Consider the following 21,041-nt stretch of genomic DNA (forward strand, 5'->3'; position numbering starts at 1 on the left):
AGTTAATTTCGCCCCGCCATGCCTGTGAATTCAGGAACAATTTTAGCGATCTGCTGCGAATCTCTCACCGGCATGCCCGGCGATGCGGTCCAGCAAGGGCGCGAACATCGCGGATGCCGGATCGCGCACGCCCTGCGTATCCTGCCCGATTCTTGCCGTGACCCACAGGTAGAGGTCCTGGTCATTTTCGGCCAGCATGCGCTCGTACAGGTCCAGATCCGCGGGCGACAGGCTGGCCAGCTGGTCATCGGCGAAATGGCCCAGGATCAGGTCCATCTCCTTCATGCCGCGCCGCCAGCTGCGCATATGCAGGCGCTTCAGCCGGTTTTCGGGGGTTTCCATTGTCTCAGCCATGACCCAAAGCCTCTTCCATGCGTTCGATGCGGGCGCAGGCCTCTGCCAGCAGCTGGCGCAACTGGCGAAGCTCGGACCGCAGGGCCCGTCCCGCAGCGGTGTCTTGCGGCCCGGGCCCCTCTCCCGTCAACAGCCAAACGGGGGAAACGCCCGCGATCGCGGCGATCCGCCCCAGAATCGAGGGCGTGGGTTCGGCCTGATCGACCTCCCACCCTTCCAGCGTTTCGGGGCGAAGGCCCAGCTGTTCGGCCATCTGGTCAATGCCCAGGCCCACGCCTTCGCGCGCGGCCGTCAAGCGGTCGCCCATCGTCGCCACCGGTTCGGCATAGCTGTCCATCGTGATCAAACCCCTGCTTGTGGCATATATCGCCAAAGCGTATTCCAACACTGTCCCCAGTTCAAACAACGACAGGTCCATCATGGCATTCATTTCCGACCGGCTTGCCCGCATCAAGCCTTCGCCCACCATCGCCATGACCACCCGTGCGGCGGAACTGCGGGCCGAGGGACGCGACATCATCGGGCTGTCGGCGGGCGAACCCGATTTCGACACGCCCCTGCATGTGCGCGACGCCGCCAAGGCCGCCATCGACGCGGGCCAGACCCGCTATACCGCCGTGGACGGCACGCCGTCGCTGAAACGCGCCATCGCCGACAAGTTCGCGCGCGAGAACGGGCTGGATTACGCGCCTTCGCAGATCACCGTCGGCACGGGCGGCAAGCAGATCCTGTTCAACGCCCTGATGGCCACGCTGGATGCGGGCGACGAGGTGATCGTGCCGGCCCCCTATTGGGTCAGCTATCCCGACATGGTGCTGCTGGCGGGCGGCACGCCGGTCGTGGTCGAATGCGACATCACCAGCGGTTTCCGCCTGACGCCCGAGGCGCTGGAGGCCGCGATCACGCCCCGCACCAAGTGGCTGATCCTGAATTCGCCGTCCAATCCGTCAGGCGCGGGGTATGACCGCGCCCAGATGCAGGCGCTGTGCGATGTGCTTTTGCGCCATCCGCAAGTCTGGGTGCTGGCCGACGACATCTATGAGCACCTGGTCTTCGACGGGTTCGAATTCTGTACGCCCGCGCAGGTCGAACCGCGCCTGAAGGAGCGCGTCTTGACCATGAACGGCGTCAGCAAGTCCTATGCCATGACCGGCTGGCGCATCGGTTACGGCGCGGCCCCCGAACCGCTGATCCGGGCCATGGCCAAGCTGCAGTCGCAATCGACATCGAACCCCTGTTCGGTCAGCCAATATGCAGCCGAAGCCGCGCTGACCGGCCCCCAGGATTACATCCACGACAGCCGGGCGGTCTTTCAGCGGCGTCGCGACTTGGTGGTGGCGGGGTTGAACGACTGTCCGGGGCTGGACTGCCCGGTGCCCCAAGGGGCGTTCTATGTCTATCCGTCGATCGCGGGGCTGATCGGTGCCACCACGGCGGCAGGCACGGTGATCACCGATGACGAGACCTTCGCCAATGCCCTGCTGGACGAAGAAGGCGTGGCGGTTGTCTTTGGCGCGGCCTTCGGGCTCAGCCCGCATTTCCGCATCTCCTATGCAACGGCGGATGACGTGCTGCGCAATGCGGTGTCACGCATCTGTCGGTTCTGCGAGGGGTGCAACCTGCGTTGATCGGACGGCGTTGGGTCCCGAACGAAGACCAAGGAAAGGACCTCTCATGCTGCCCCATAACACCATGGTGGTCGTCGCTGACGGCCATTCCGCGACGATCTATCGCAACACCGCCAAAAACGGGATCGAACTTTCGCAGACCGATCAGGTGACCCCTGCATCGCTGACCAAGCCGTCCCAGATGGCGATCCCCGATGAGGCCGCGCCGAATGACGAAAACGACGAGGCCGCTTTCGCCGTGGATCTAACGCATCACCTGAACACGCTGATGCTGCAGCAAGGCATGGATGACGTGGCGATCATCGCCGATCCGTCGACCCTTGGCGTGATGCGCAAGCATTACCACAAGGAATTGCAGCTACGCCTGCGCAAGGAAATCGCCAAGACCATGACGAATTCCGACATCCCCAGCATTCAGACCGCCCTGCAATAGGCCTTGGCCGGGCCATCGTGACTAAAGGGCGCCCTGCAATCGCAGGGCGCCCTTTTTGCATCAGAAGATGCCCAGAACGTACAGAACGACGATCACGACAACCGGCACGCCCAGAAACCAAGCCACGATACCCTTCATTGCGCTACTCCTTACGCGATATGACGGGTAACGCCGACGTGAGGGGCCGGTTCCGTCACAGGGCCGTCCATCCCCCGTCAACGCTGATCGTGGTGCCGGTGATCTGCGCCGCCGCGTCGCTGCACAGGAAGACAGCCGTGTCGCCCAGCTGATCGGTGGTGGCGAATTCCTTGGAGGGCTGGCGTTCCAGCAGGACTTTCTCGATCACCTCGTCGCGGTCCATGTCGTATTTCTTCATCGTGTCCGGGATCTGGGATTCGACCAGCGGCGTCAGGACATAGCCGGGGCAGATGGCATTGCAGGTGATCGGCTCGCGCGCGGTTTCCAGCCCCGTGACCTTGCTGAGACCCACGATGCCATGCTTGGCGGCGACATAGGCCGATTTGTAAGGACTGGCCGTCAGGCCGTGCGCCGAGGCGATGTTGATCACCCTCCCCCATCCCCCCTTGCGCATCATCGGCAGGGCCGCAGCCGTCGTGTGAAAGGCCGATGACAGGTTGATGGCGATGATCGCATCCCATTTCTCGGCCGGGAAATCTGGAATGGCTGCGACATGCTGGATGCCCGCGTTGTTCACGAGGATATCACAGGCCCCCGCCTGTTCGATCAGGGCGCGGCATTCGTCGCCCTTGGACATGTCGGCCTTGATGTACCGCACGGTGACGCCGTGTTCGGCGGCCATGTCGCGGGCCAGCTGGTGGTCCTGAACGCTGTCGGTGAAGCTGTTCAGCACGACATCGGCACCCGCGCGGGCCAGCCGGTGGGCCACACCCAGCCCGATGCCGGAATTCGATCCGGTGATGATTGCGGTCTTGCCTGTCAGGAATTTCTCGAACATCGGCTGCTCCTCGGGGTTGGCCCGACCGGCGCGCGGGGGCCGGTCGATGTTGCAGGCGCAGCATGGGCAAAAAAAAACGCCCGCACAAGGCGGGCGCAAGTTATGAGGCAGGTTTCATACAGGCAAGAAACCTATCGAGCAGTGCCCTATTTATACGCGAGGAACCGCCCGAGTCCAACACAGTTCTTGACCGCTTGGTTGACGCCCCCTTGGCGAGCCTGTTGATAATGCGGTCAAACAAGGACAAATGGGGCGGCGGGCGATGCGAATCTTAAAAATCCTTAACAATTGCGGAAGGGTTCGCGCCATTTCCGTGATCGCGGCCTTGACATGCGGTGTTGCAGCAATGCCGCTGACAACCCTTGCCGAACCTTCACATGGTCTTGCAATCTATGGCAAACCTGCCCTTTCGCCCGATTTTTCCCATCTTCCTTATGCAAATCCTAAGGCGCCCAAGGGCGGTGTGATTCGGCTGGCCGAACCGGGCGGGTTCGATTCCCTGAAACCCTGGGTTCTGAAAGGCAATGCCGCATGGGGCGTGGGCGTCCATGTGACCGAAACCCTTGCCATGCGCTCGATCGACGAGCCCTTCACCGTCTATGGGCTACTGGCCGAAACCATCGACACCGCCCCCGACCGGTCCTGGGTCGAATTCACACTGCGCCCCGAAGCCCGGTTTTCCGATGGCAGCCCGGTCACTGTCGAAGATGTGATGTGGTCCTATCGCACCTTGGGGACCAAGGGTCATCCGCGCTATCTGGGCACATGGTCCAAGGTCGCCAGCATGGAACAGACCGGCCCGCGCAGCGTCAAGTTCACCTTCACCGAACAGGACCGCGAGCTGCCCTTGCTGATGGGCCTGCGCCCGATCCTGAAGAAGGCCCAGTGGGAGGGTCAGGATTTCAGCGATTCCAGCCTGGAACCCCCGATCGGCACCGGTCCCTATGTGATCGACAAGGTCGATCCGGGGCGGGCCGTCACGTTCCGTCGCAATCCCGGCTACTGGGGCAAGGACCTGCCGCTGATGACCGGGATGAACAATTTCGACACCATCCGCTATGATTACTTCGGCGACGCCAATGCCATGTTCGAGGCCTTCAAGGCTGGCGAGGTGAACGCCTGGCGCGAGCTGTCGGCCCAGAACTGGGACAGCGAATACGATTTCCCGCTGGCCACATCGGGCGGCATCGTCAAGGACCAGATCCCCAATGAACGCCCGTCGGGGATCATGGGTCTGGTAATGAACACCCGCAATCCGATCTTCGACGACTGGCGCGTCCGGCAAGCGATGATCGAGATGTTCAATTATCGCTTCATCAACCGCACGCTGAACGGCGGCGACGATCCGCGGATCACGTCGTATTTTTCGAACTCGGTTCTGGCCATGTCGCACGGGCCCGCATCGGGTCGCGTCGCCGAACTGCTGGAACCCTTTGCCGCCGACCTGCCCCCCGGCACGATCGAAGGATATGCCCTGCCCGAGGGAAGCGAACGCCCGATGGACCGCGCCGCCGTGCGTCGGGCGCTGGCGCTGATGGCGGATGCGGGGTGGACCGTTCAGGACGGGCGCCTTGCCGATGCCGAAGGCCGTCCCTTCACCTTCGAGATCCTGCTGAACCAGTCGGGGTCCGCCATGCGCACCGGGTCGGAAACCCAGCAGATCGTGAACATCTATGTCGAGGCCCTGCGTCCCTTGGGGATTACCCCCCGGATCACGCTGCTGGATTCCGCGCAATACGTGGAACGTACCAATAATTACCAGTTCGACATGACCTGGTACGAACGCGGCCTGTCGCTGTCACCGGGCAACGAACAGCGTCTTTACTGGGGCAGCGAAGGCGTCACGACGCCCGGCAGCCGCAACTGGATGGGCATGGACAGCCCCGCCGCCGAGGCGATGATCGACGCCATGGTCACCGCGGAGGATGCCGAAGACTACACCGCCGCCGTCAAGGCGCTGGACCGCGTGTTGACCGCAGGACGCTATGTGATCCCGGTCAACTTTTCCCCGTTTTCACGTCTGGCCCATTCGGCCGAGCTGAAATACCCCGATGAAATACCGATTTACGGAGACTGGCCGGGATTTTTACCGGAAGTCTGGTGGCAGGAGACGAACTGATGCGCATGTTTTGGGTTACATTGCTGGCCTGCATCACGCTGGCCGGATGCAACACGATCGCCGGCATCGGCGAAGATATTACCGGAGTGGCCCGCTGGTCCCAGGGCGGCATATCCGGAGGAGGTTATTGATGAAGTGGCACCACGTTAAGGAAAACTGGCCGGCATTCTACGAGGCCATCGTCGACAAGTGGCCGCAGGTCGATGACAGCGACCTGGACGAGATCGACGGCGACCAAGGCGCATTCGTCTCCTACCTCGTCGAGGTCACGGGCCAGGATCGCGAGGAAATCCGCGAGGAACTGCGCGAATGGCTGGTTGGCGAGATCCCGTCGGACATCGTGATGGACCCCAGTCACGACAATCACTCGATCGCCCTCAGCGCCAAATATGTCAATGAAGGCGAGGACGAATACAGCGACGACGCGGCCTTCGGCGATGATGGCGAAAGCCCCGACGACGATTGATCAGCCGAAGCGGCAGCCGCCCAACCCCACGGGGTCGGGCGGCGCCTCCCGTCGCGTCAGGTGACGGGCTTGATGACCTGCCTGTCGCTCAGCTTCGACAGCTTGCCGATCTGCATGACCAGCAGCGCATAGATCACCGCATAGAGTCCCGCCACGATCAGGCCGACCCACTGGATCTTGAACGGGGTGAAGAAATAGGCCCCGACCAGCGCCAGCTGCAGCAGAAAATGCAACGGATAATACTTGCGGTCCCCCAGCGTCTCTCTCGACCAGTCCAGGTTCGCCGAATAAAGGCGGATCAGGCTGTCCAGCGAATTGACCACGAAGACGACGCCCACGAAGATCATGAACCAGTTCAGCCATCCGGGAATGACGACATGCCCCTGATGATAAACGAACAGGACACAGAACCACAGGCCAAGCGGGATCGCCGGCAGGATGACCATCGCCGCCGCCAGTTGCCAGACGCGCAGGCCGCTGACGAAGCGGGCGACGAACTGGCCGATCATGATGCTCCAGGCGAACCACCAGAACAGGTAGAATTCGTGGTAATCCGAGATCGGGGTCGCGAAGCGGCGGATATGGACGAAGTAATCCATCAACAGCCCGATATTGGCATAGAAATCGGTCATGCCCACGCGGCTGTAGAAGAAGGCGATCATTGCCAACGCCGTGAAGGCCAGCATCCCGAAGCCATAGCTGGACAGGATCGCCAGCCATTTCATCACCCGCATGTCGCCGCTGCTGATGACGGCGGTGGCAATGACCGCGACCACCAAGGCCCAGACCACGTTCATGGGCAGATTTGGGGCATAGGTCGGCAGGTTCGTCATGAACAGATAGCAGGTGAAGGAACAGGTCGCGATGACCGTCAGGTTATAGATCCATTTCACCACCGGGATCTCGAACAGCTTCAGGCGGGGTTCGATGGCGACGAAATAAAAGGTCGTGACGAAATACATCAGCCAGACCAGGGGCCCCCACATGCCAAATTCGACGGCCAGGGCGTTGGTGAAGCCGAAGGCCTCATCCGCCTCGTAGACCGGAAATTCGCTGAGAGGCAGCATGACCAGCCCCATGTCCAGCCCGGCGGTGAAAAGAAGGGCGATCAGCGTGAACAAGCCGACGGGCTGTTCCCCCTGCACACGCATGGTAGGCCAGCGGATCAGGACGAACAGCGCGCAGGCCAGCACGCTGAGATATGCAATTGTAATGATCGGCGTCATAGACGATCCTTTTCTGCTTCGGATTTTGTCTTGGCAGGGACCGACCCGCCTCAGCGCAGCCGCGACCGAAAGGCACAACTGCCGAAACGTTGCCGGCACAGCGCGTCAGCGCCGTTGTTCATTTGGTGTGGCGGCAGTATCCGGTAAATTGAGTGATTAGTCAATCAAGAAACCGCAAGCGATCGTTTGGGTTCCCTTGCCTCGGGCGATTGATGCGCTTACGCGACCCCGAGGGTTGAGTTCGACACCATATTCTGACAGATGCTCGGCGCTTAACATCGGGCTGACGGACAAAGGAACCGGGACCATGTCAAGCACCTTGAAAATCGCTGTGGGCAGCATTCTGGTGGGGTTGATGGTGCTGGGGCTCAAGACCCTTGCATGGTATCTGACCGGTTCGGTCGCGCTGCTGTCGGACGCGCTGGAAAGCATCGTGAACGTCGCGACCGCGCTGGCCGCCCTGGTGGCCATCAAGGTCGCGCAGCGGCCCGCCGATCAGGGCCACCCCTATGGTCACCACAAGGCCGAATTCCTCAGCGCTGTCCTGGAAGGCGTGCTGATCATCGTCGCCGCCATCCTGATCCTGTCCGAAGCCTGGCGTGCCTTCCAGGCGCCGGTCGTGATTCAGGACGCGGGCATCGGCATGGCCATCAACGCCGGCGCGGGCCTGATCAACGCCTTCTGGTGCGCCGTGCTGATCCGCCAGGGACGCAAGCTGCGGTCCCCGGCACTAGAGGCCGACGGCAAGCATCTGCTGACGGATGTGATTTCCTCGGGCGGGGTGCTGGTGGGCGTGGCCTTGGCCGTGACGACCGGTTGGGCGGTGCTGGACCCGATCCTGGCGATGCTGGTCGGCGTGAACATCCTGTGGTCGGGCTGGAAGGTGATGACGGCGTCGCTGTCGGGTCTGATGGACGAGGCCGTGCCCGACAACACCCTGAGCCAGATCCGCGACATCATCTCGGACAAGGCCACCGGCGCGATCGAAGCGCATGATCTGCGCACCCGTCATGCAGGCGCGGTCACCTTCATCGACTTTCACCTTGTGGTGGACGGACAGACCACCGTCTGTGACGCCCATGCGATCTGCGACCGGATCGAGGCGTCGCTGAAATCCAACCTGCCCGATGCCCAGATTACCATCCATGTCGAACCGGAACACCATGCCAAGCATTCCGGCGTCCTGGTGATCTAGGCCTCCAGGCGCACCCAGACTGGAACGTGATCGCTTGGCTTTTCACCGGCACGGGCTTCGCGGTCGACGCCGGTTTCGCACATCAGGTCGGCCGCTTGGGGTGACAGCAGCAGGTGATCGATGCGAATGCCGTCATCCTTGCTCCACGCCCCCGCCTGGTAATCCCAAAAGGTGAAGGGTCCGCGCGTGGCCCAAGGGTCGCGGGCGCGGATCGCCTCGGTCCAACCCTGGTTGACGATGGTCCGGAAGGCGGCGCGGCTTTCGGGCAGGAACAGCGCATCATCAACCCATTTCTGCGGTTGGGCCGCGTCGCGCGCCTCGGGGATGATATTGTAATCTCCCAGCATGACGACCGGCATTTCCAGCGCCAGCAGGTCCAGCGCGCGCAGGCGCAGGCGTTCCATCCAAGCCAGCTTGTAGTCGTATTTCGGACCCGGCGCGGGATTGCCGTTGGGCAGGTACAGCCCCGCAATGCGCACGGCCTGATCACCGACCACCGTCGCCTCGATATAGCGGGCCTGGTCGTCGTCATCGTCGCCGGGCAGGCCGCGGATCACGTCCTCCAGCGGCAGCTTGGACAGGATCGCCACCCCGTTGAAGCCCTTCTGGCCATGGGTTTCGACCGTCCAGCCAAGATCCTGGAAATGTTCGCGCGGGAACCCTTCGTCGACGGATTTGATCTCCTGAAGGACGACCACGTCGGCATCCGTCGCGGCCAGCCAGTCGCTCAGCGCCTGGATGCGGGCTTTGATGCCGTTGATATTGAAGCTTGAGATTTTCATGGCTGCATCTTTAGCGTGGTCCCTGTGTTTGGCAACCGCAAGCGCGAAAGGACCCTGATGCTGCGCGCGCTGATGCTGGTCGCCACCCTGCTGCCCGGCGCGGTCGATGCCGCCCCGCGTCCCGTGACGGGGCTGCTGGCCAAGAACGGCCCCCTGCCCGCGACCATCCCGCTGCAGATCCGGACCGATGCGGGCCACGATTACAGCATCGCCCTGACCGATCCGGCGATCGACGCGCCGGTCATCAGCGGCTATCTGCGTGGAGGAGAGTTCTTTCGCCTGCTGGTCCCGCCCGGCACCCATCGGGTGACAATGGCCGCAGGGCAGCCCGGTGACTGGCAGGGCATCGATACGGGATTTTCAGACGGGACGCAGGCCAAACTGACCTTGGATTTCGACATCAGAGCCAATCGGCGGCAAGGCCACCAGATGACCGTGGCCATTGTCGATGGCGGGCTTCGGGTGACCGACAGGCGCGATCAGGTCATCTGCCAAATCGCGGATTGGGACGTCGTCCAGAAGGAGTACGCCGTCGGGCGCCGGATCCTGCTGCGCTATCTGGACCAGAGCCTGACGACGCGCAGCAGGTTCTGCGACTGATCACATCGAGAAGGACGTCCCGCAACCGCAGCTGCTGGAGGCGTTCGGGTTGTCGATGACAAATCGCGCGCCGATCAGTTCATCGCTGAAATCGATGACGGCCCCGGCAAGGAACGGCAGGGATACCGGATCAACGACGACCTTCTGTCCATCGTTTTCAAGGATCAGGTCATCGGCCTCGGGCTGATCGAAGCGGATATCATATTGAAACCCGGAACATCCGCCTCCGGACACGGCCACGCGAAGCGGCAGCGACTCGCGGTCGGCGTTGATCTGGGCAAGGCGCTGAAACGCGCGTTCGGTAACTTTCGGCGGCAGGTTCATGGGGCGTTCCCGTTTTCGTCCGTAGGGTAGGAATATAGGGTTTCGGACGAACACTCGCAAGGAAGGGCCCTGCCCCGTGACTGCACTCGCGCCATATGCCTGCCATCCCGCCGACAGCCGCGGGCGGCTTCTCACCGAAAAGCTGTCCACCTTCCGCTCGCCCTGGCAGCGCGACCGCGACCGGATCATCCATTCCAGCGCCTTCCGCCGGTTGAAGCACAAGACGCAGGTCTTCGTCGAACATGACGGCGACGCCTATCGCGGCGATTACTTCCGCACCCGTCTGACCCACACGATCGAGGTCGCGCAGGTCGCCCGCACCATCGCGGGCGCGCTTGGGCTGAACACCGATCTGGCCGAAACCGTGGCGCTGGCCCATGACCTTGGCCACCCGCCCTTCGGCCATACGGGCGAAGACGCGCTGGCGGAACTGATGGCCCCCTATGGCGGCTTCGACCACAACGCGCAGGCCCTGCGGATCGTGACGCAGCTGGAACGGCATTACGCCGATTTCGACGGGCTGAACCTGACCTGGGAAAGCCTGGAAGGCATTGCCAAGCATAACGGCCCGATCACCGGCGATCTGCCCTATGCCCTGGCGCAGGTGAATGCCCAGTGGGACCTGGAACTGCATACCAATGCCAGCGCCGAGGCGCAGGTCGCGGCCGTGGCCGACGATGTCGCCTATAACCACCACGACCTGCATGACGGGCTGCGCGCCGAGCTGTTCACCGAGGCCGAGCTGGCCGAACTGCCCATCATCGGGCCGGCCTTCGCCGAGGTCGACCAACTCTACCCCGGTCTGGACCCCACCCGCCGCCGCTACGAGGCGCTGCGCCGCGTGTTTGGCGTCATGGTCGAGGACGTCATCGCCGTCGCCCAGAACCGCCTGACCGGGCTGCAGCCGCAATCGGTGGACGACATCCGCAACATGGACGGGCCGATCATCCGCTTTTCCAAGCCGGTCTATCAGAACATCAAGGCCATCAAGTCTTTCCTGTTCCAGCGCATGTACCGCGCCCCATCGGTGGTGGTCGAACGGAACAACGTGACGCGCATGTTGCACGACCTGTTCCCGCTGTTCCTAGACGACCCCGCCAAGCTGCCCGATCAATGGGGGCAGATCGCGCAGCAGATGGACGACCGGACAGAACGGGCGCGGCTGGTGCTGGATTACGTCTCGGGGATGACCGACCGCTATGCCATCGCCGAACACCAGCGCTTGATCGGGCCCGACTGAACCATCCGGCGGGGGGCTGCGTTGAGCGGGCGAAACGACGAACAAGGAAGGATCCTGTCATGATCAATCGTACCGGTTCTGCAAAATGGGACGGCGGCCTGAAAGAGGGCAAAGGCCAGGTCTCGACTGAATCTGGCGCCCTCTCGGCCCAGCCCTACGGCTTCAACACCCGCTTCGAGGACAAGGCAGGCACCAACCCCGAGGAACTGATCGGCGCAGCCCATGCGTCCTGCTTCTCGATGGCGCTTGCCATGATGCTGGAACAGGAAGGCGTCACGGGCGTCAGCATCGAGACGACGTCGAAGATCTCGATGGACAAGGAGGGCGACGGTTTTGCCGTCAAGAAGGCGCATCTGACCACCCAGATCACCGCCGATGCCGATGAGGCCAAGGTGCTGGAAGTGGCCAACAAGGCCAAGGAAGGCTGCCCCATCAGCAAGCTGCTGAACGCCGAAATCACGATGGACGCCAAGGTCGTCTGACCCTGTCCGATCCTGATGCGAAACGCCGGCGCGATCGCGCCGGCGTTTTCATGTCAGACCATCATTTCCTTCGTAGCCGTCAGCTTGATGTCGGGATGATCGCGCCCGATGCGGTCGATGTCCCACTGCAGCCGCGTCAGATAGACAAGATCACCGTCATGGTCGTGCGCCAGATGGCCCTTGTTGCTTTCGGCAAAGGCATCCACCTTGGCCTTCGGACCCGCGACCCAACGGGCGCTGGTGAACTGCGACCCCTCGAAGCGGACGGGGATGCCGTATTCCAGTTCGATCCGGCTGGCCAGAACCTCGAACTGCAATGCACCCACGACGCCGACGATGAAGCCCGAGCCGATGGCGGGTTTGAACACCTTGGCGGCACCCTCCTCGGCGAATTGCATCAGCGCCTTTTCCAGGTGCTTGGCCTTCATCGGATCGGTCGCCCGCACCGATTGCAGCAGTTCCGGCGCAAAAGACGGAATGCCCGTGAAACGCAGCGCCTCGCCCTCGGTCAGGGCATCGCCGATGCGCAGCTGGCCGTGGTTCGGGATGCCGATGATGTCGCCCGCCCAGGCCTCTTCGGCCAATTCACGGTCGGCGGCCAGGAACAGCACCGGGTTCGACACCGCCATCGGCTTCTTCGAGCGCACATGGGTCAGCTTCATGCCGCGTTCGAAATGCCCGGAGGCCAGGCGCACGAAGGCCACGCGGTCGCGGTGCTTGGGGTCCATGTTGGCCTGCACCTTGAACACGAAGCCGGTGACGCGGGTCTCCTCGGGGGCGATCTCGCGTTCGGCGCTGTTCTGGGGCTGGGGCGCGGGGCCGTAGGTGCTGATGCCCTTCATCAGCTCCTGCACGCCGAAGCTGTTGATTGCGCTGCCGAACCAGATGGGCGTCATGTGCCCTTCGAGGAACGACTGCCGGTCGAAGGCGGGCAGCAGCTCGCGCGCCATCTCGATCTCCTCGCGCAGCTGCGCCAGAAGGTGCTCGGGCACATGGTCGGCCAGGCGCGGATCGTCCAGCCCGTCGATGGCGATGGATTGCGCGACCTTGTTGCGGTCGGCGCGGTCCATCAGCTCCAGCCGGTCGTGCAGCATGTCATAGCAGCCCAGGAACTCGCGCCCGACGCCGATGGGCCAGGATGCCGGGGCCACGTCTATGGCTAGGTTCTCCTGGATCTCGTCGATGATCTCGAAGGTGTCGCGGGATTCGCGGTCCATCTTGTTGCAGAAGGTCAGGATCGGCAGGTCGCGCAGACGGCAGACCTCGAACAGCTTGCGGGTCTGCGATTCGACGCCCTTGGCGCCGTCGATGACCATGATCGCCGCATCCACCGCCGTCAGCGTGCGGTAGGTATCCTCGGAAAAGTCGCTGTGACCGGGCGTATCGACCAGGTTGAAGCGATGTCCGTCAAAATCGAACGACATTGCCGAAGCCGAAACCGAGATCCCGCGATCCTGTTCCATCTTCATGAAGTCCGACCGCGTCCGCCGCGCCTCGCCCTTGGCCCGCACTTGGCCGGCCATCTGGATTGCGCCGCCATAAAGCAGGAATTTCTCGGTCAGCGTTGTCTTTCCGGCGTCGGGATGCGAGATGATCGCAAAGGTCCGGCGGCGGGAAATTTCGGGCGGAAGTTCGGCGCGATTGGTCATGATCGCGGCTTTATCCTGCCCGATCACGCATGGCAATCGCCGGAATGCGTGACCCGTAAGACAAGATTTGAATTTTCCGCATCCCTTTGTTGAACCAGGACGGCCATGGCATGTTCACTGGCTTCAAATCGGAGAGCCTGCCATGCATCAGACAGTCGAACACCTGGCCCATACGGTATCCACACGTGGCCTGGAATGGCTGCGCCAGAAGATCATGGATCTGCCCGAATTTTGCGGACCCGATCATCCCGATCTGCTTGCCCTGGCGACCGCAGCGCGCGTGGGGCCCATCCTTTCAGGCTTGCGTGGACGCCCCTCGCCGCTGGAGGTGATCGTCAGGCGGCGCGTCACCCCCGACATGATCCGGCAGGCCGCAAGGCATTGCGTACAGGGCGGACGCGACCCTGCGGCGTTGCAGATGTTTTTGGCGGGCATCTTCCTGACGCCGCAGGACCCGCTGTGGCAGCTGGCTGGCCGTACCCTTGCCCAAGACAAGAACGTCCCCCTGTCCAAGCGGCTGGCGCTTGATGTGGACCACCGCCTTCACGGCGTCGCCGAACGCGCGCTGACCCGCCCCATCAACCAGCTGACCAGCCAACAGGTGATGGCCTATGGTCGCCTCTTGGTTCAGGTCTTCGATTTCGGCAGGACGCGCCCGCGGCTGGCGGACAAACGCTCGATCACGCGAATGTACACCATCCTGACACAGATGGAGGAATGGGCGCTGGCGAACCGCTGCACCTGTTCGGTGGCACTGACCACATTCTGCCTGCAACTGGTCGACCCCGATCACGATGCCACCGATGCCGTGGTCGAACTGATGCAGTATCAGCGCGGCGACGGGTCCTTTCCCCATCGCCTCGGCTTCTCGACCGACCCGCAGGAACTGACTACCGGTATCATGCCGACCCTGGTGGCGATCCTGGCGATCCAGGGCGCGATCTATCGACGCTGGCGTGGGCGGGTCACCGGCCCGGTGCAGGCCCGACCGTTCCACGCGGCCGCGCGGACCTTGGCCGAATGCGCCCTGCGGCGGTTGTCCGATGACGCCCCGACATTGGAGCAAGCCGTCATCCTGGGCCGGGCGACCGGACGCGACCAGATCGCCGCGCTTGGCGTTTCCCATTGGGTGCTGTCACCGGCGCAATCGGTCCGGCTTGCCGCGTTGTGCTTTCGCGACCCCATTTCGGCACGGCATGTGCGCAGCCGGATCAGGTTGAATGACGTGCCCGAACTGAACGATGTCGGTCAGGCCGAACTGAACTGGCTGCAGGGCAGGCCCATCGTCATCAGCGACCCGCTGCCCCCCGCGCTGCTGGCCTTGTGGGCTCGCGCGGCCACCGCCAATGATGATGCGACCTTCATGCATTGCACGCGTCTGGCCTCGCATTTTCACATGCGGCCCCTGCCCCGCGCCATTCATGCCATGTCCGACCGGCTGGCCAGCAGCGCCATTGCCGACAGCGACGACGCCCCGCTTGGACGGGTGATGAGCCATATTCACCATCTGACCCTGATGGCGCAGATCTTCGAACCCGCCGATCGGATGGAGGCCGCCGCCTAGAACAGGCCTTCGACATGGCCCTCGGGGTCAAGCCCGATCACCTCGGCCGCCGGGTGGCGCGGTAGGCCTGGCATGGTCATCACTTGGCCGCAGATGGCGACGATGAAGCCTGCGCCGGCGTTCAGCCGCACCTCTCGAACGGGGATGACATGGCCTTCGGGTGCCCCCCGCAACTCGGGATCGGTCGAAAAACTGTACTGGGTCTTGGCAATGCAGATCGGCATATGGCCATGCCCCGCGTCCTGCCAAGCTTGCAGTTGTTCGCGGACCCCCGGCCCCGCCTCGGCGTGGTCGGCATGGTGGATTCTGGTGCAGATCGTCTGGATCTTGTCCCATAAGGGCATCTCATCGGGATAGAGGGTCGTGAAACCACGACTGCCCTCATCGACCATCCGGACCACGGCATGCGCCAGATCCTCGGCCCCTGCCCCACCTTCGGCCCAATGGCGGGCAACGATGGCATCCACGCCGCGCGCCGCGCAATAATCCTGCAAGGCGGCGATCTCGGCCTGGCTGTCCCCGGCGAAATGGTTCAGCGCCACGATGACCGGCACGCCGAAGCTGCGCAGATTGTCGATATGGCGCCCCAGATTGGCGCAGCCGCGCGTCACGGCACCGACATCCTCGGTGCCCAAGTCTGATTTCGCGACGCCGCCATTCATCTTCAACGCCCGCACCGTCGCGACCAGCACCACCACCGAGGGCGCCAGCCCCGCAAGGCGGCATTTGATGTTCATGAACTTCTCGGCGCCCAGATCGGCCCCGAAGCCGGCTTCGGTCACGACGTAATCCGACATCCGCAGCGCGGCCTTGGTCGCGATGACGCTGTTGCAGCCATGGGCGATATTGGCAAAGGGGCCGCCATGCACCAGAGCAGGGTTGTTTTCCAAGGTCTGCACAAGGTTCGGCTGCAATGCATCCTTTAGCAGGACTGTCATCGCGCCATCCGCCTTCAGATCACCCGCCGTCACGGGGTTGCGGTCGTCGTTATAGGCCACGACGATGCGCCCCAGACGATCCTGCAGATCCTCCAGATCGCGTGCCAGGCACAGGATCGCCATGACCTCGGACGCGACGGTGATGTCGAAACCCGTCTGGCGGGAATAACCGTTCATCGGGCCGCCCAGCCCCACGACCGTATCGCGAAGCGCCCGGTCGTTCATGTCCACCACCCGCCGCCACGTGATGCGGCGCGTGTCGATCCGCAAGTCGTTGCCCCAATAGACATGATTGTCGATCATCGCCGCCAGCAGGTTATGCGCCGAGGTGATGGCATGGAAATCGCCGGTGAAATGGAGGTTCATGTCCTCCATCGGGACGATCTGGGCATAACCGCCACCCGCGGCCCCACCCTTCATGCCGAAATTCGGACCCAGGCTGGCCTCGCGGATGCAGATCGTCGCGCGCTTGCCGATCCGGTTCAGCGCATCGCCCAAGCCCACGGTGGTCGTGGTCTTGCCCTCGCCCGCCGGGGTCGGGTTGATGGCGGTGACCAGGATCAGCCTGCCCTGGTCACGTCCCTCCAGCGTCTTGATGGCCTCGTGGGAGATCTTGGCCTTGTCGTGGCCATAGGGCAGGATCTGCCGCTCGCTCAGCGCCAGCTTGGCTGCGATCTGGGCGATGGGACGCTTGACCGCAGCGCGGGCGATGTGAAGATCAGTCGTCATCTGGCTGATATTTCCGTTCTTTTTCTGAAACCGCGCCTAGCGGACGACCATGACCGATACGGGCGAATGGCGGACCACGGCATTCGCATCCCGGCTGACCAGGATGCTGCGCAATTCATCGGGCTGATGGCTGGCCATCACGATCAGGTCTGCCTGATACTTGCGCGCCGATTTCAGGATGGTTTCTGCGACATGGCCGTGGCCGACATGGGTGCGGATCCGCGAAGGATCGTCGAATTGCGCATCGGCAAAGGCGTCCAGCGCCTCTTTCATGGCCTGAAGGACGCGGGTCTCATAGCCCTTGGGCAGAAACGTCGCCACCATCGAGCTGCCGAAATCATGAACAACCCCCAGCAGGTGGATCGTCCCCTGATCCCCTGCCAGCCGCTTGGCGACCGGCAGGGCCTTTTCCCAGCTTTCTGGGTGCTGCAGATCGATAGGCAGCAGGATGTTGTCATGCATGGGCGTGATCCTTTCGCGGGGACGGGTCGGACGGCAGACGTCGCCGCTGCGCCCAGACCACCAGCATCAACAGCAGGAAGGCCGGAATATAGATCCAGTATTTCGACGGTGCCTCGACCGGCGCATTGACCGACAGGATGGTCTGGTCCCAATCCAGGCCGGCCTCTTGGGCGGGGCTGTCGAAGGCGACGTTGTCGATGACGACGCGGTCGCCGTCGGTCAGCAATTCGATCCCGGCGGCCTCCAGGCGGTCCTGCCCGGTTTCGCCTTCCGGCACCGGCAGCAGGGCCACGAATTCGACCGGGCTGCCGATCTCGTTCAGGCCCGAGATGCGCAGGCGCAGACCTTCACCGACTTCGCTGTTCTCCAGTGCCTGCACGAATTCCGTCGCCGGGCGTTCCTGATAGGAAGGGAAGGCATATTCCCAGAAGAAGCCGGGCCGGAAGATGGTGAAGGCGACCAGCAGCAGCATCGCGGATTCCCAGATGCGGTTGCGCGCCAGGAACCAGCCCTGCGTGGCCGCCGCAAACAGCAGCATGGCGACCGTCGCCGTCACGAAGACGAAGACGCCGTGGATGAAGTCCACGTTGATCAGCAGCAGATCGGTGTTGAAGATGAACAGGAACGGCAGGGCCGCCGTCCGCAGGCTGTAGAAGAAGGCGATGACACCCGTGCGGATCGGATCGCCGCCCGACACCGCCGCGGCCGCAAAGGACGCCAGCCCGACCGGCGGGGTCACATCGGCCATGATGCCGAAATAGAAGACGAACAGATGCACCGCGATCAGCGGCACGATCAGCCCGTTCTGCTGGCCAAGCGTCACGATGACCGGCGCCAGCAGCGCCGAGACGACGATATAGTTCGCCGTCGTCGGCAGACCCATCCCCAGGATCAGCGACAGGACCGCCGTCAGCCCCAGGATGGCCAGCAGGTTGCCGCCCGACAGGACCTCGACCACATCGGCCAGCGCCGATCCGACGCCAGTCTGGCTTACGGCACCCACGATGATGCCGGCGGTCGCCGTGGCGATGCCGATGCCGATCATGTTGCGCGCGCCCGAGATCATACCGTCGACCAGGTCGTTGACCCCTGCACGGATGGCATGGCCGGTCGTCGAGTTGCCGGTCCGGTCGCTGCCGCGCAGCATCACCATCAACGGACGCTGCGTGACCAGGATGAAGATCATGTAGGCCGTGGCCCAGAAGGCCGACAGGCCCGGCGATAGGCGGTCGACCATCAGCGCCCAGACCAGAACCACGACCGGCAGGATGAAGTGCAGGCCCGACCGCACCGTCGGTCCCGGCAGGGGCAGTTCGGTCACCGGCTCGTTCGGGTCATCGATCTCCAGCGGTTCCTCGCGCGAGGCGATCCACAAAAGGCCGACATAAGCCGCCGTCAGCAGCGAAAAGACCACATAGGGCGACGCCTCGCCAAAGGCGGGACGGATCCAGCCCATGCCGTAATAGACCGCGATCGACAGCGCGCAGATGCCCGCGATGATGAAGGCGGCGGTCAGCAGGCGGCGCAGGATCGGCGGCGGGGTATAGGACCGCGGCAGACCCTCCATCCCGGCCTTCATGGCCTCAAGATGGACGATATAGACCAGGGCGATATAGCTGATCGTGGCGGGCAGGAAGGCGTGCCGCACCACATCGAAATAGGGAATGCCGACATATTCGACCATCAGGAAGGCCGCGGCCCCCATGACGGGCGGCATGATCTGGCCATTGACGGATGATGCGACCTCGACCGCGCCCGCCTTTTCGGAACTGAAGCCCACCTTCTTCATCAGCGGGATCGTGAAAGTGCCGGTGGTGACCACGTTGGCGATGGACGACCCCGAGATCAGGCCGGTCATCGCGCTGCTGACCACGGCCGCCTTGGCCGGTCCGCCCCGCATGTGGCCCATCAGCGAAAAAGCCACCTGGATGAAGTAGTTGCCAGCCCCTGCCTTGTCCAGCAGCGCGCCGAACAGCACGAAGAGGAAGACAAAGCTGGTGGACACGCCCAAGGCGATGCCGAAGACGCCCTCGGTGGTGATCCACTGGTGGTTGGCGACCTCGGTCAGGGAATTGCCCCGATGCGCGATGATCGAGGGCATGTAGGGCCCAAGGAAGGTATAGACCAGAAAGACAGTTGCGACGATCATCAGCGCCGGCCCCAGGCTGCGGCGTGTGGCCTCCAGCAGCAGCAGGATGCCGACGACGGCGACCATCAGGTCGGGCGTGATCGGCGCGCCGACGCGGCGGCCCAGTTCATCGCTGTAGACGAAGACATACATCGTCACCACGACCGACAGGATCGCCAGCACCCATTCCCACCAGGGAATGCGCGCCTTGGGGCTGCCCATCAGGACCGCCGCGACAATGCCGGCCCCTGCCAGCCCGATGAACCAGGCCGGCATGTCCGAGGGCGCGCCATAGATGAACAGGCCCGACAGCAGCACTGGAACCGCAATACCCAGACCGATCTGAAAAGGCGACTTTTCAGCGGGATAGGCCATGAAACCCAGAAACATTGCGAAGGCCAGATGAACGGCGCGCGCATCGGTGGCGCTGATGATGCCGAAATTCAGCATGAACGGAAGGGGCGACGCGATCCACAGCTGGAACAGCGACCAGCAGAAGGCTACGACCAGGATCAGCTTGCCCACGAAACCGGGTGGTGTACGCGCACCCGTATCGGAGGAGGCGACCAGTTCGTCCAGCTCGGCCTGCGACAACTCTCCTCGGCCCGCGGCCTGCATTTCGACCGCACTGGCCTGCTGCTGGCGCTTCTTCGCGTCGTCTTCGTCCATCCTGCCCCCTTGTTGATCCGGTGTTACCATGGCGTCTTACTAAAAGGGCGGCCCCGAAGGACCGCCCCGTTCAGATCAGGGTCACTCGATCCAGCCCTGCTCGCGGTAATACCGCTCGGCGCCCGGATGCAAGGGCGCGCTGTTGCCGTCGGCGATCATTTCCTCGGGCTGCAGATCGGCGAATGCCGGGTGCAGGCCCTTGAAACGGTCGAAATTGTCGAAGACGGCCTTGACAACCTGATAGACGGTCTCCTCGGGGATGTCGGCCGAGGTCACGAAAGTCGCCTTGACGCCGAAGGTGTCGGTGCCTTCGTCATTGCCCGCATACATGCCGCCGGGAATGGTGACCTTGGCGTAATAGGGATTTTCCTCGACCAGCTTGTCGATCGCATCGCCGGCGACGGTGACCAGGCGGGCGTCCACGGTCGAGGTTGCCTCTTGGATCGAGCCGTTGGGGTGCCCGACGGTATAGGTGATGGCGTCGACCTGGTTGTCGCCCAGGGCTGCCGACTGTTCCGCCGGACGCAGTTCCGAGGCCAGCGAGAAGTCGTCCATCGACATGCCCATAGCGTCCAGAACGATCTCCATCGTTCCGCGCGAACCCGAACCCGGGTTGCCCACGTTGACGCGCTTGCCCTTCAGGTCCTCGAAATTCTCGATGCCGGAATCGGCGCGGGCGACAACGGTGAAGGGTTCGGGATGAACGGCAAAGACGGCGCGCAGCTTGTCGAAGGCGTCGCCTTCGTAATCCGAGCTGCCGTTATAGGCGTGGAACTGCCAGTCGGACTGGGCGACGCCCATCGTCATGTCGCCCGCCTTTATGGCATTGATGTTGGCGATGGAGCCGCCCGTGGCGGGGGCGGTGCAGCGCAGCCCGGTTTCGGCGGTCTGGCGGTTCACCAGGCGGCAGATCGACTGGCCCACGACATAATAGACGCCGGTCTGACCCCCGGTGCCGATGGTGATGAACTGTTCCTGCTGGGCAAGGACCGGCGATGCGGACAATGCGAAGGCCGCCCCCATCAGGATCGGTTTCAATTTGCTCATGCGGTATACTCCCTTGATTTCTTGGTGAGG

21 protein-coding genes are annotated in these 21,041 nt (G+C 63.2%); 10 read left to right on the top strand and 11 right to left on the bottom strand.

Annotation, left to right across the window (positions count from 1 at the left end; all coding sequences use genetic code 11):
• Nucleotides 1-42 precede the first annotated feature (42 nt).
• Together DKT70_RS08600 and DKT70_RS08605 are read right to left on the bottom strand one after the other, a co-directional pair.
• A complete protein-coding gene (locus DKT70_RS08600; protein ID WP_233490492.1) occupies nucleotides 43-354 on the bottom strand; it encodes an FAD assembly factor SdhE in 312 nt (103 codons plus the stop codon).
• On the bottom strand, nucleotides 347-772 hold the full coding sequence (locus DKT70_RS08605) for a helix-turn-helix domain-containing protein (RefSeq protein WP_233490493.1): 426 nt from the start codon (nucleotides 770-772) through the stop codon (nucleotides 347-349). Before DKT70_RS08605 ends, DKT70_RS08600 begins: the two co-directional genes overlap by 8 nt.
• Before the next feature lies 1 nt (nucleotide 773).
• Here DKT70_RS08605 and DKT70_RS08610 point away from each other — a divergent pair, with 1 nt between their 5' ends.
• Together DKT70_RS08610 and DKT70_RS08615 are read left to right on the top strand one after the other, a co-directional pair.
• A complete protein-coding gene (locus DKT70_RS08610; RefSeq protein WP_111558739.1) occupies nucleotides 774-1,982 on the top strand; it encodes a pyridoxal phosphate-dependent aminotransferase in 1,209 nt (402 codons plus the stop codon).
• Between the two features lie 46 nt (nucleotides 1,983-2,028).
• A complete protein-coding gene (locus tag DKT70_RS08615) occupies nucleotides 2,029-2,415 on the top strand; it encodes a baeRF12 domain-containing protein (protein ID WP_158529979.1) in 387 nt (128 codons plus the stop codon).
• Between the two features lie 193 nt (nucleotides 2,416-2,608).
• Here the strand turns inward: DKT70_RS08615 and DKT70_RS08620 are convergent, their stop codons facing one another.
• Nucleotides 2,609-3,391 carry a 3-hydroxybutyrate dehydrogenase gene (locus DKT70_RS08620; protein WP_111558741.1) on the bottom strand — a complete coding sequence of 261 codons (783 nt, stop codon included), beginning with the start codon at nucleotides 3,389-3,391 and terminating at the stop codon, nucleotides 2,609-2,611.
• A 262-nt stretch (nucleotides 3,392-3,653) separates the two neighbouring features.
• Between DKT70_RS08620 and DKT70_RS08625 the strand changes: the two genes are divergently transcribed.
• Genes DKT70_RS08625 through DKT70_RS08630 form a run of 3 tightly spaced genes read left to right on the top strand, consistent with a single transcriptional unit; the run spans nucleotide 3,654 to nucleotide 5,976 of the window.
• Nucleotides 3,654-5,510 carry an extracellular solute-binding protein gene (locus tag DKT70_RS08625; protein ID WP_111558825.1) on the top strand — a complete coding sequence of 619 codons (1,857 nt, stop codon included), beginning with the start codon at nucleotides 3,654-3,656 and terminating at the stop codon, nucleotides 5,508-5,510.
• Entirely contained in the window at nucleotides 5,510-5,641 is a 132-nt protein-coding gene (locus tag DKT70_RS18630; RefSeq protein ID WP_267895643.1) for a hypothetical protein, read from the top strand. Before DKT70_RS08625 ends, DKT70_RS18630 begins: the two co-directional genes overlap by 1 nt.
• Nucleotides 5,641-5,976: a hypothetical protein gene (locus DKT70_RS08630; RefSeq protein ID WP_111558742.1), complete on the top strand. Its 336-nt coding sequence runs from the start codon at nucleotides 5,641-5,643 to the stop codon at nucleotides 5,974-5,976. Before DKT70_RS18630 ends, DKT70_RS08630 begins: the two co-directional genes overlap by 1 nt.
• A gap of 56 nt (nucleotides 5,977-6,032) precedes the next feature.
• Here the strand turns inward: DKT70_RS08630 and DKT70_RS08635 are convergent, their stop codons facing one another.
• Nucleotides 6,033-7,202, bottom strand: a complete 1,170-nt coding sequence (locus DKT70_RS08635; RefSeq protein ID WP_111558743.1) for a BCCT family transporter — start codon at nucleotides 7,200-7,202, stop codon at nucleotides 6,033-6,035.
• Nucleotides 7,203-7,509: 307 nt separating this feature from the next.
• Between DKT70_RS08635 and DKT70_RS08640 the strand changes: the two genes are divergently transcribed.
• Nucleotides 7,510-8,397 (top strand): cation diffusion facilitator family transporter, encoded by an 888-nt coding sequence (locus tag DKT70_RS08640; protein ID WP_111558744.1) that lies wholly within the window; start codon nucleotides 7,510-7,512, stop codon nucleotides 8,395-8,397.
• On the opposite strand, the gene xth is transcribed toward DKT70_RS08640, so the two are convergent.
• Nucleotides 8,394-9,179, bottom strand: a complete 786-nt coding sequence (gene xth, locus DKT70_RS08645; RefSeq protein WP_111558745.1) for an exodeoxyribonuclease III — start codon at nucleotides 9,177-9,179, stop codon at nucleotides 8,394-8,396. The genes DKT70_RS08640 and xth overlap by 4 nt on opposite strands.
• A gap of 57 nt (nucleotides 9,180-9,236) precedes the next feature.
• Here xth and DKT70_RS08650 point away from each other — a divergent pair, with 57 nt between their 5' ends.
• A complete protein-coding gene (locus DKT70_RS08650; protein WP_111558746.1) occupies nucleotides 9,237-9,779 on the top strand; it encodes a hypothetical protein in 543 nt (180 codons plus the stop codon).
• On the opposite strand, the gene erpA is transcribed toward DKT70_RS08650, so the two are convergent.
• Nucleotides 9,780-10,103: an iron-sulfur cluster insertion protein ErpA gene (erpA, locus tag DKT70_RS08655; RefSeq protein ID WP_111558747.1), complete on the bottom strand. Its 324-nt coding sequence runs from the start codon at nucleotides 10,101-10,103 to the stop codon at nucleotides 9,780-9,782.
• A gap of 76 nt (nucleotides 10,104-10,179) precedes the next feature.
• On the opposite strand from erpA, the gene DKT70_RS08660 reads away from it, so the two are divergent.
• Together DKT70_RS08660 and DKT70_RS08665 are read left to right on the top strand one after the other, a co-directional pair.
• Nucleotides 10,180-11,343 carry a deoxyguanosinetriphosphate triphosphohydrolase gene (locus DKT70_RS08660; RefSeq protein ID WP_111558748.1) on the top strand — a complete coding sequence of 388 codons (1,164 nt, stop codon included), beginning with the start codon at nucleotides 10,180-10,182 and terminating at the stop codon, nucleotides 11,341-11,343.
• A 59-nt stretch (nucleotides 11,344-11,402) separates the two neighbouring features.
• Entirely contained in the window at nucleotides 11,403-11,825 is a 423-nt protein-coding gene (locus DKT70_RS08665; protein ID WP_111558749.1) for an OsmC family protein, read from the top strand.
• A 53-nt stretch (nucleotides 11,826-11,878) separates the two neighbouring features.
• Here the strand turns inward: DKT70_RS08665 and DKT70_RS08670 are convergent, their stop codons facing one another.
• Nucleotides 11,879-13,474: a peptide chain release factor 3 gene (locus DKT70_RS08670; protein ID WP_111558750.1), complete on the bottom strand. Its 1,596-nt coding sequence runs from the start codon at nucleotides 13,472-13,474 to the stop codon at nucleotides 11,879-11,881.
• Nucleotides 13,475-13,616: 142 nt separating this feature from the next.
• Between DKT70_RS08670 and DKT70_RS08675 the strand changes: the two genes are divergently transcribed.
• Nucleotides 13,617-15,038, top strand: coding sequence for a hypothetical protein (locus DKT70_RS08675; protein WP_111558751.1), 1,422 nt, complete (start codon nucleotides 13,617-13,619; stop codon nucleotides 15,036-15,038).
• Here the strand turns inward: DKT70_RS08675 and DKT70_RS08680 are convergent.
• The 4 genes from DKT70_RS08680 to DKT70_RS08695 form a co-directional block, all read right to left on the bottom strand.
• Nucleotides 15,035-16,705 carry a formate--tetrahydrofolate ligase gene (locus DKT70_RS08680; RefSeq protein WP_111558752.1) on the bottom strand — a complete coding sequence of 557 codons (1,671 nt, stop codon included), beginning with the start codon at nucleotides 16,703-16,705 and terminating at the stop codon, nucleotides 15,035-15,037. The genes DKT70_RS08675 and DKT70_RS08680 overlap by 4 nt on opposite strands.
• A 36-nt stretch (nucleotides 16,706-16,741) precedes the next feature.
• Nucleotides 16,742-17,167, bottom strand: a complete 426-nt coding sequence (locus DKT70_RS08685) for a universal stress protein (protein ID WP_111558753.1) — start codon at nucleotides 17,165-17,167, stop codon at nucleotides 16,742-16,744.
• Nucleotides 17,160-19,964: a TRAP transporter permease gene (locus tag DKT70_RS08690; protein ID WP_111558754.1), complete on the bottom strand. Its 2,805-nt coding sequence runs from the start codon at nucleotides 19,962-19,964 to the stop codon at nucleotides 17,160-17,162. Before DKT70_RS08690 ends, DKT70_RS08685 begins: the two co-directional genes overlap by 8 nt.
• Nucleotides 19,965-20,045: 81 nt before the next feature.
• The gene (locus DKT70_RS08695) at nucleotides 20,046-21,011 is read right to left on the bottom strand and encodes a TAXI family TRAP transporter solute-binding subunit (RefSeq protein WP_407672199.1); all 966 of its coding nucleotides are present in this window, start codon (nucleotides 21,009-21,011) and stop codon (nucleotides 20,046-20,048) included.
• Nucleotides 21,012-21,041 lie beyond the last annotated feature (30 nt).

Origin of the sequence: Paracoccus sediminilitoris, from assembly GCF_003259195.1 — a bacterium.
Taxonomy (GTDB): Bacteria; Pseudomonadota; Alphaproteobacteria; order Rhodobacterales; family Rhodobacteraceae; genus Paracoccus; species Paracoccus sediminilitoris.

Bases quoted from the DNA above. Each gene is read 5' to 3' on its own strand.
- DKT70_RS08600 (WP_233490492.1), bottom strand. From the start codon at position 354: ATGGCTGAGACAATGGAAACCCCCGAAAACCGGCTGAAGCGCCTGCAT.
- DKT70_RS08605 (WP_233490493.1), bottom strand. From the start codon at position 772: ATGGACCTGTCGTTGTTTGAACTGGGGACAGTGTTGGAATACGCTTTG.
- DKT70_RS08610 (WP_111558739.1), top strand. From the start codon at position 774: ATGGCATTCATTTCCGACCGGCTTGCCCGCATCAAGCCTTCGCCCACC.
- DKT70_RS08615 (WP_158529979.1), top strand. From the start codon at position 2,029: ATGCTGCCCCATAACACCATGGTGGTCGTCGCTGACGGCCATTCCGCG.
- DKT70_RS08620 (WP_111558741.1), bottom strand. From the start codon at position 3,391: ATGTTCGAGAAATTCCTGACAGGCAAGACCGCAATCATCACCGGATCG.
- DKT70_RS08625 (WP_111558825.1), top strand. From the start codon at position 3,654: ATGCGAATCTTAAAAATCCTTAACAATTGCGGAAGGGTTCGCGCCATT.
- DKT70_RS18630 (WP_267895643.1), top strand. From the start codon at position 5,510: ATGCGCATGTTTTGGGTTACATTGCTGGCCTGCATCACGCTGGCCGGA.
- DKT70_RS08630 (WP_111558742.1), top strand. From the start codon at position 5,641: ATGAAGTGGCACCACGTTAAGGAAAACTGGCCGGCATTCTACGAGGCC.
- DKT70_RS08635 (WP_111558743.1), bottom strand. From the start codon at position 7,202: ATGACGCCGATCATTACAATTGCATATCTCAGCGTGCTGGCCTGCGCG.
- DKT70_RS08640 (WP_111558744.1), top strand. From the start codon at position 7,510: ATGTCAAGCACCTTGAAAATCGCTGTGGGCAGCATTCTGGTGGGGTTG.
- xth (WP_111558745.1), bottom strand. From the start codon at position 9,179: ATGAAAATCTCAAGCTTCAATATCAACGGCATCAAAGCCCGCATCCAG.
- DKT70_RS08650 (WP_111558746.1), top strand. From the start codon at position 9,237: ATGCTGCGCGCGCTGATGCTGGTCGCCACCCTGCTGCCCGGCGCGGTC.
- erpA (WP_111558747.1), bottom strand. From the start codon at position 10,103: ATGAACCTGCCGCCGAAAGTTACCGAACGCGCGTTTCAGCGCCTTGCC.
- DKT70_RS08665 (WP_111558749.1), top strand. From the start codon at position 11,403: ATGATCAATCGTACCGGTTCTGCAAAATGGGACGGCGGCCTGAAAGAG.
- DKT70_RS08670 (WP_111558750.1), bottom strand. From the start codon at position 13,474: ATGACCAATCGCGCCGAACTTCCGCCCGAAATTTCCCGCCGCCGGACC.
- DKT70_RS08675 (WP_111558751.1), top strand. From the start codon at position 13,617: ATGCATCAGACAGTCGAACACCTGGCCCATACGGTATCCACACGTGGC.
- DKT70_RS08680 (WP_111558752.1), bottom strand. From the start codon at position 16,705: ATGACGACTGATCTTCACATCGCCCGCGCTGCGGTCAAGCGTCCCATC.
- DKT70_RS08685 (WP_111558753.1), bottom strand. From the start codon at position 17,167: ATGCATGACAACATCCTGCTGCCTATCGATCTGCAGCACCCAGAAAGC.
- DKT70_RS08690 (WP_111558754.1), bottom strand. From the start codon at position 19,964: ATGGACGAAGACGACGCGAAGAAGCGCCAGCAGCAGGCCAGTGCGGTC.
- DKT70_RS08695 (WP_407672199.1), bottom strand. From the start codon at position 21,011: ATGAGCAAATTGAAACCGATCCTGATGGGGGCGGCCTTCGCATTGTCC.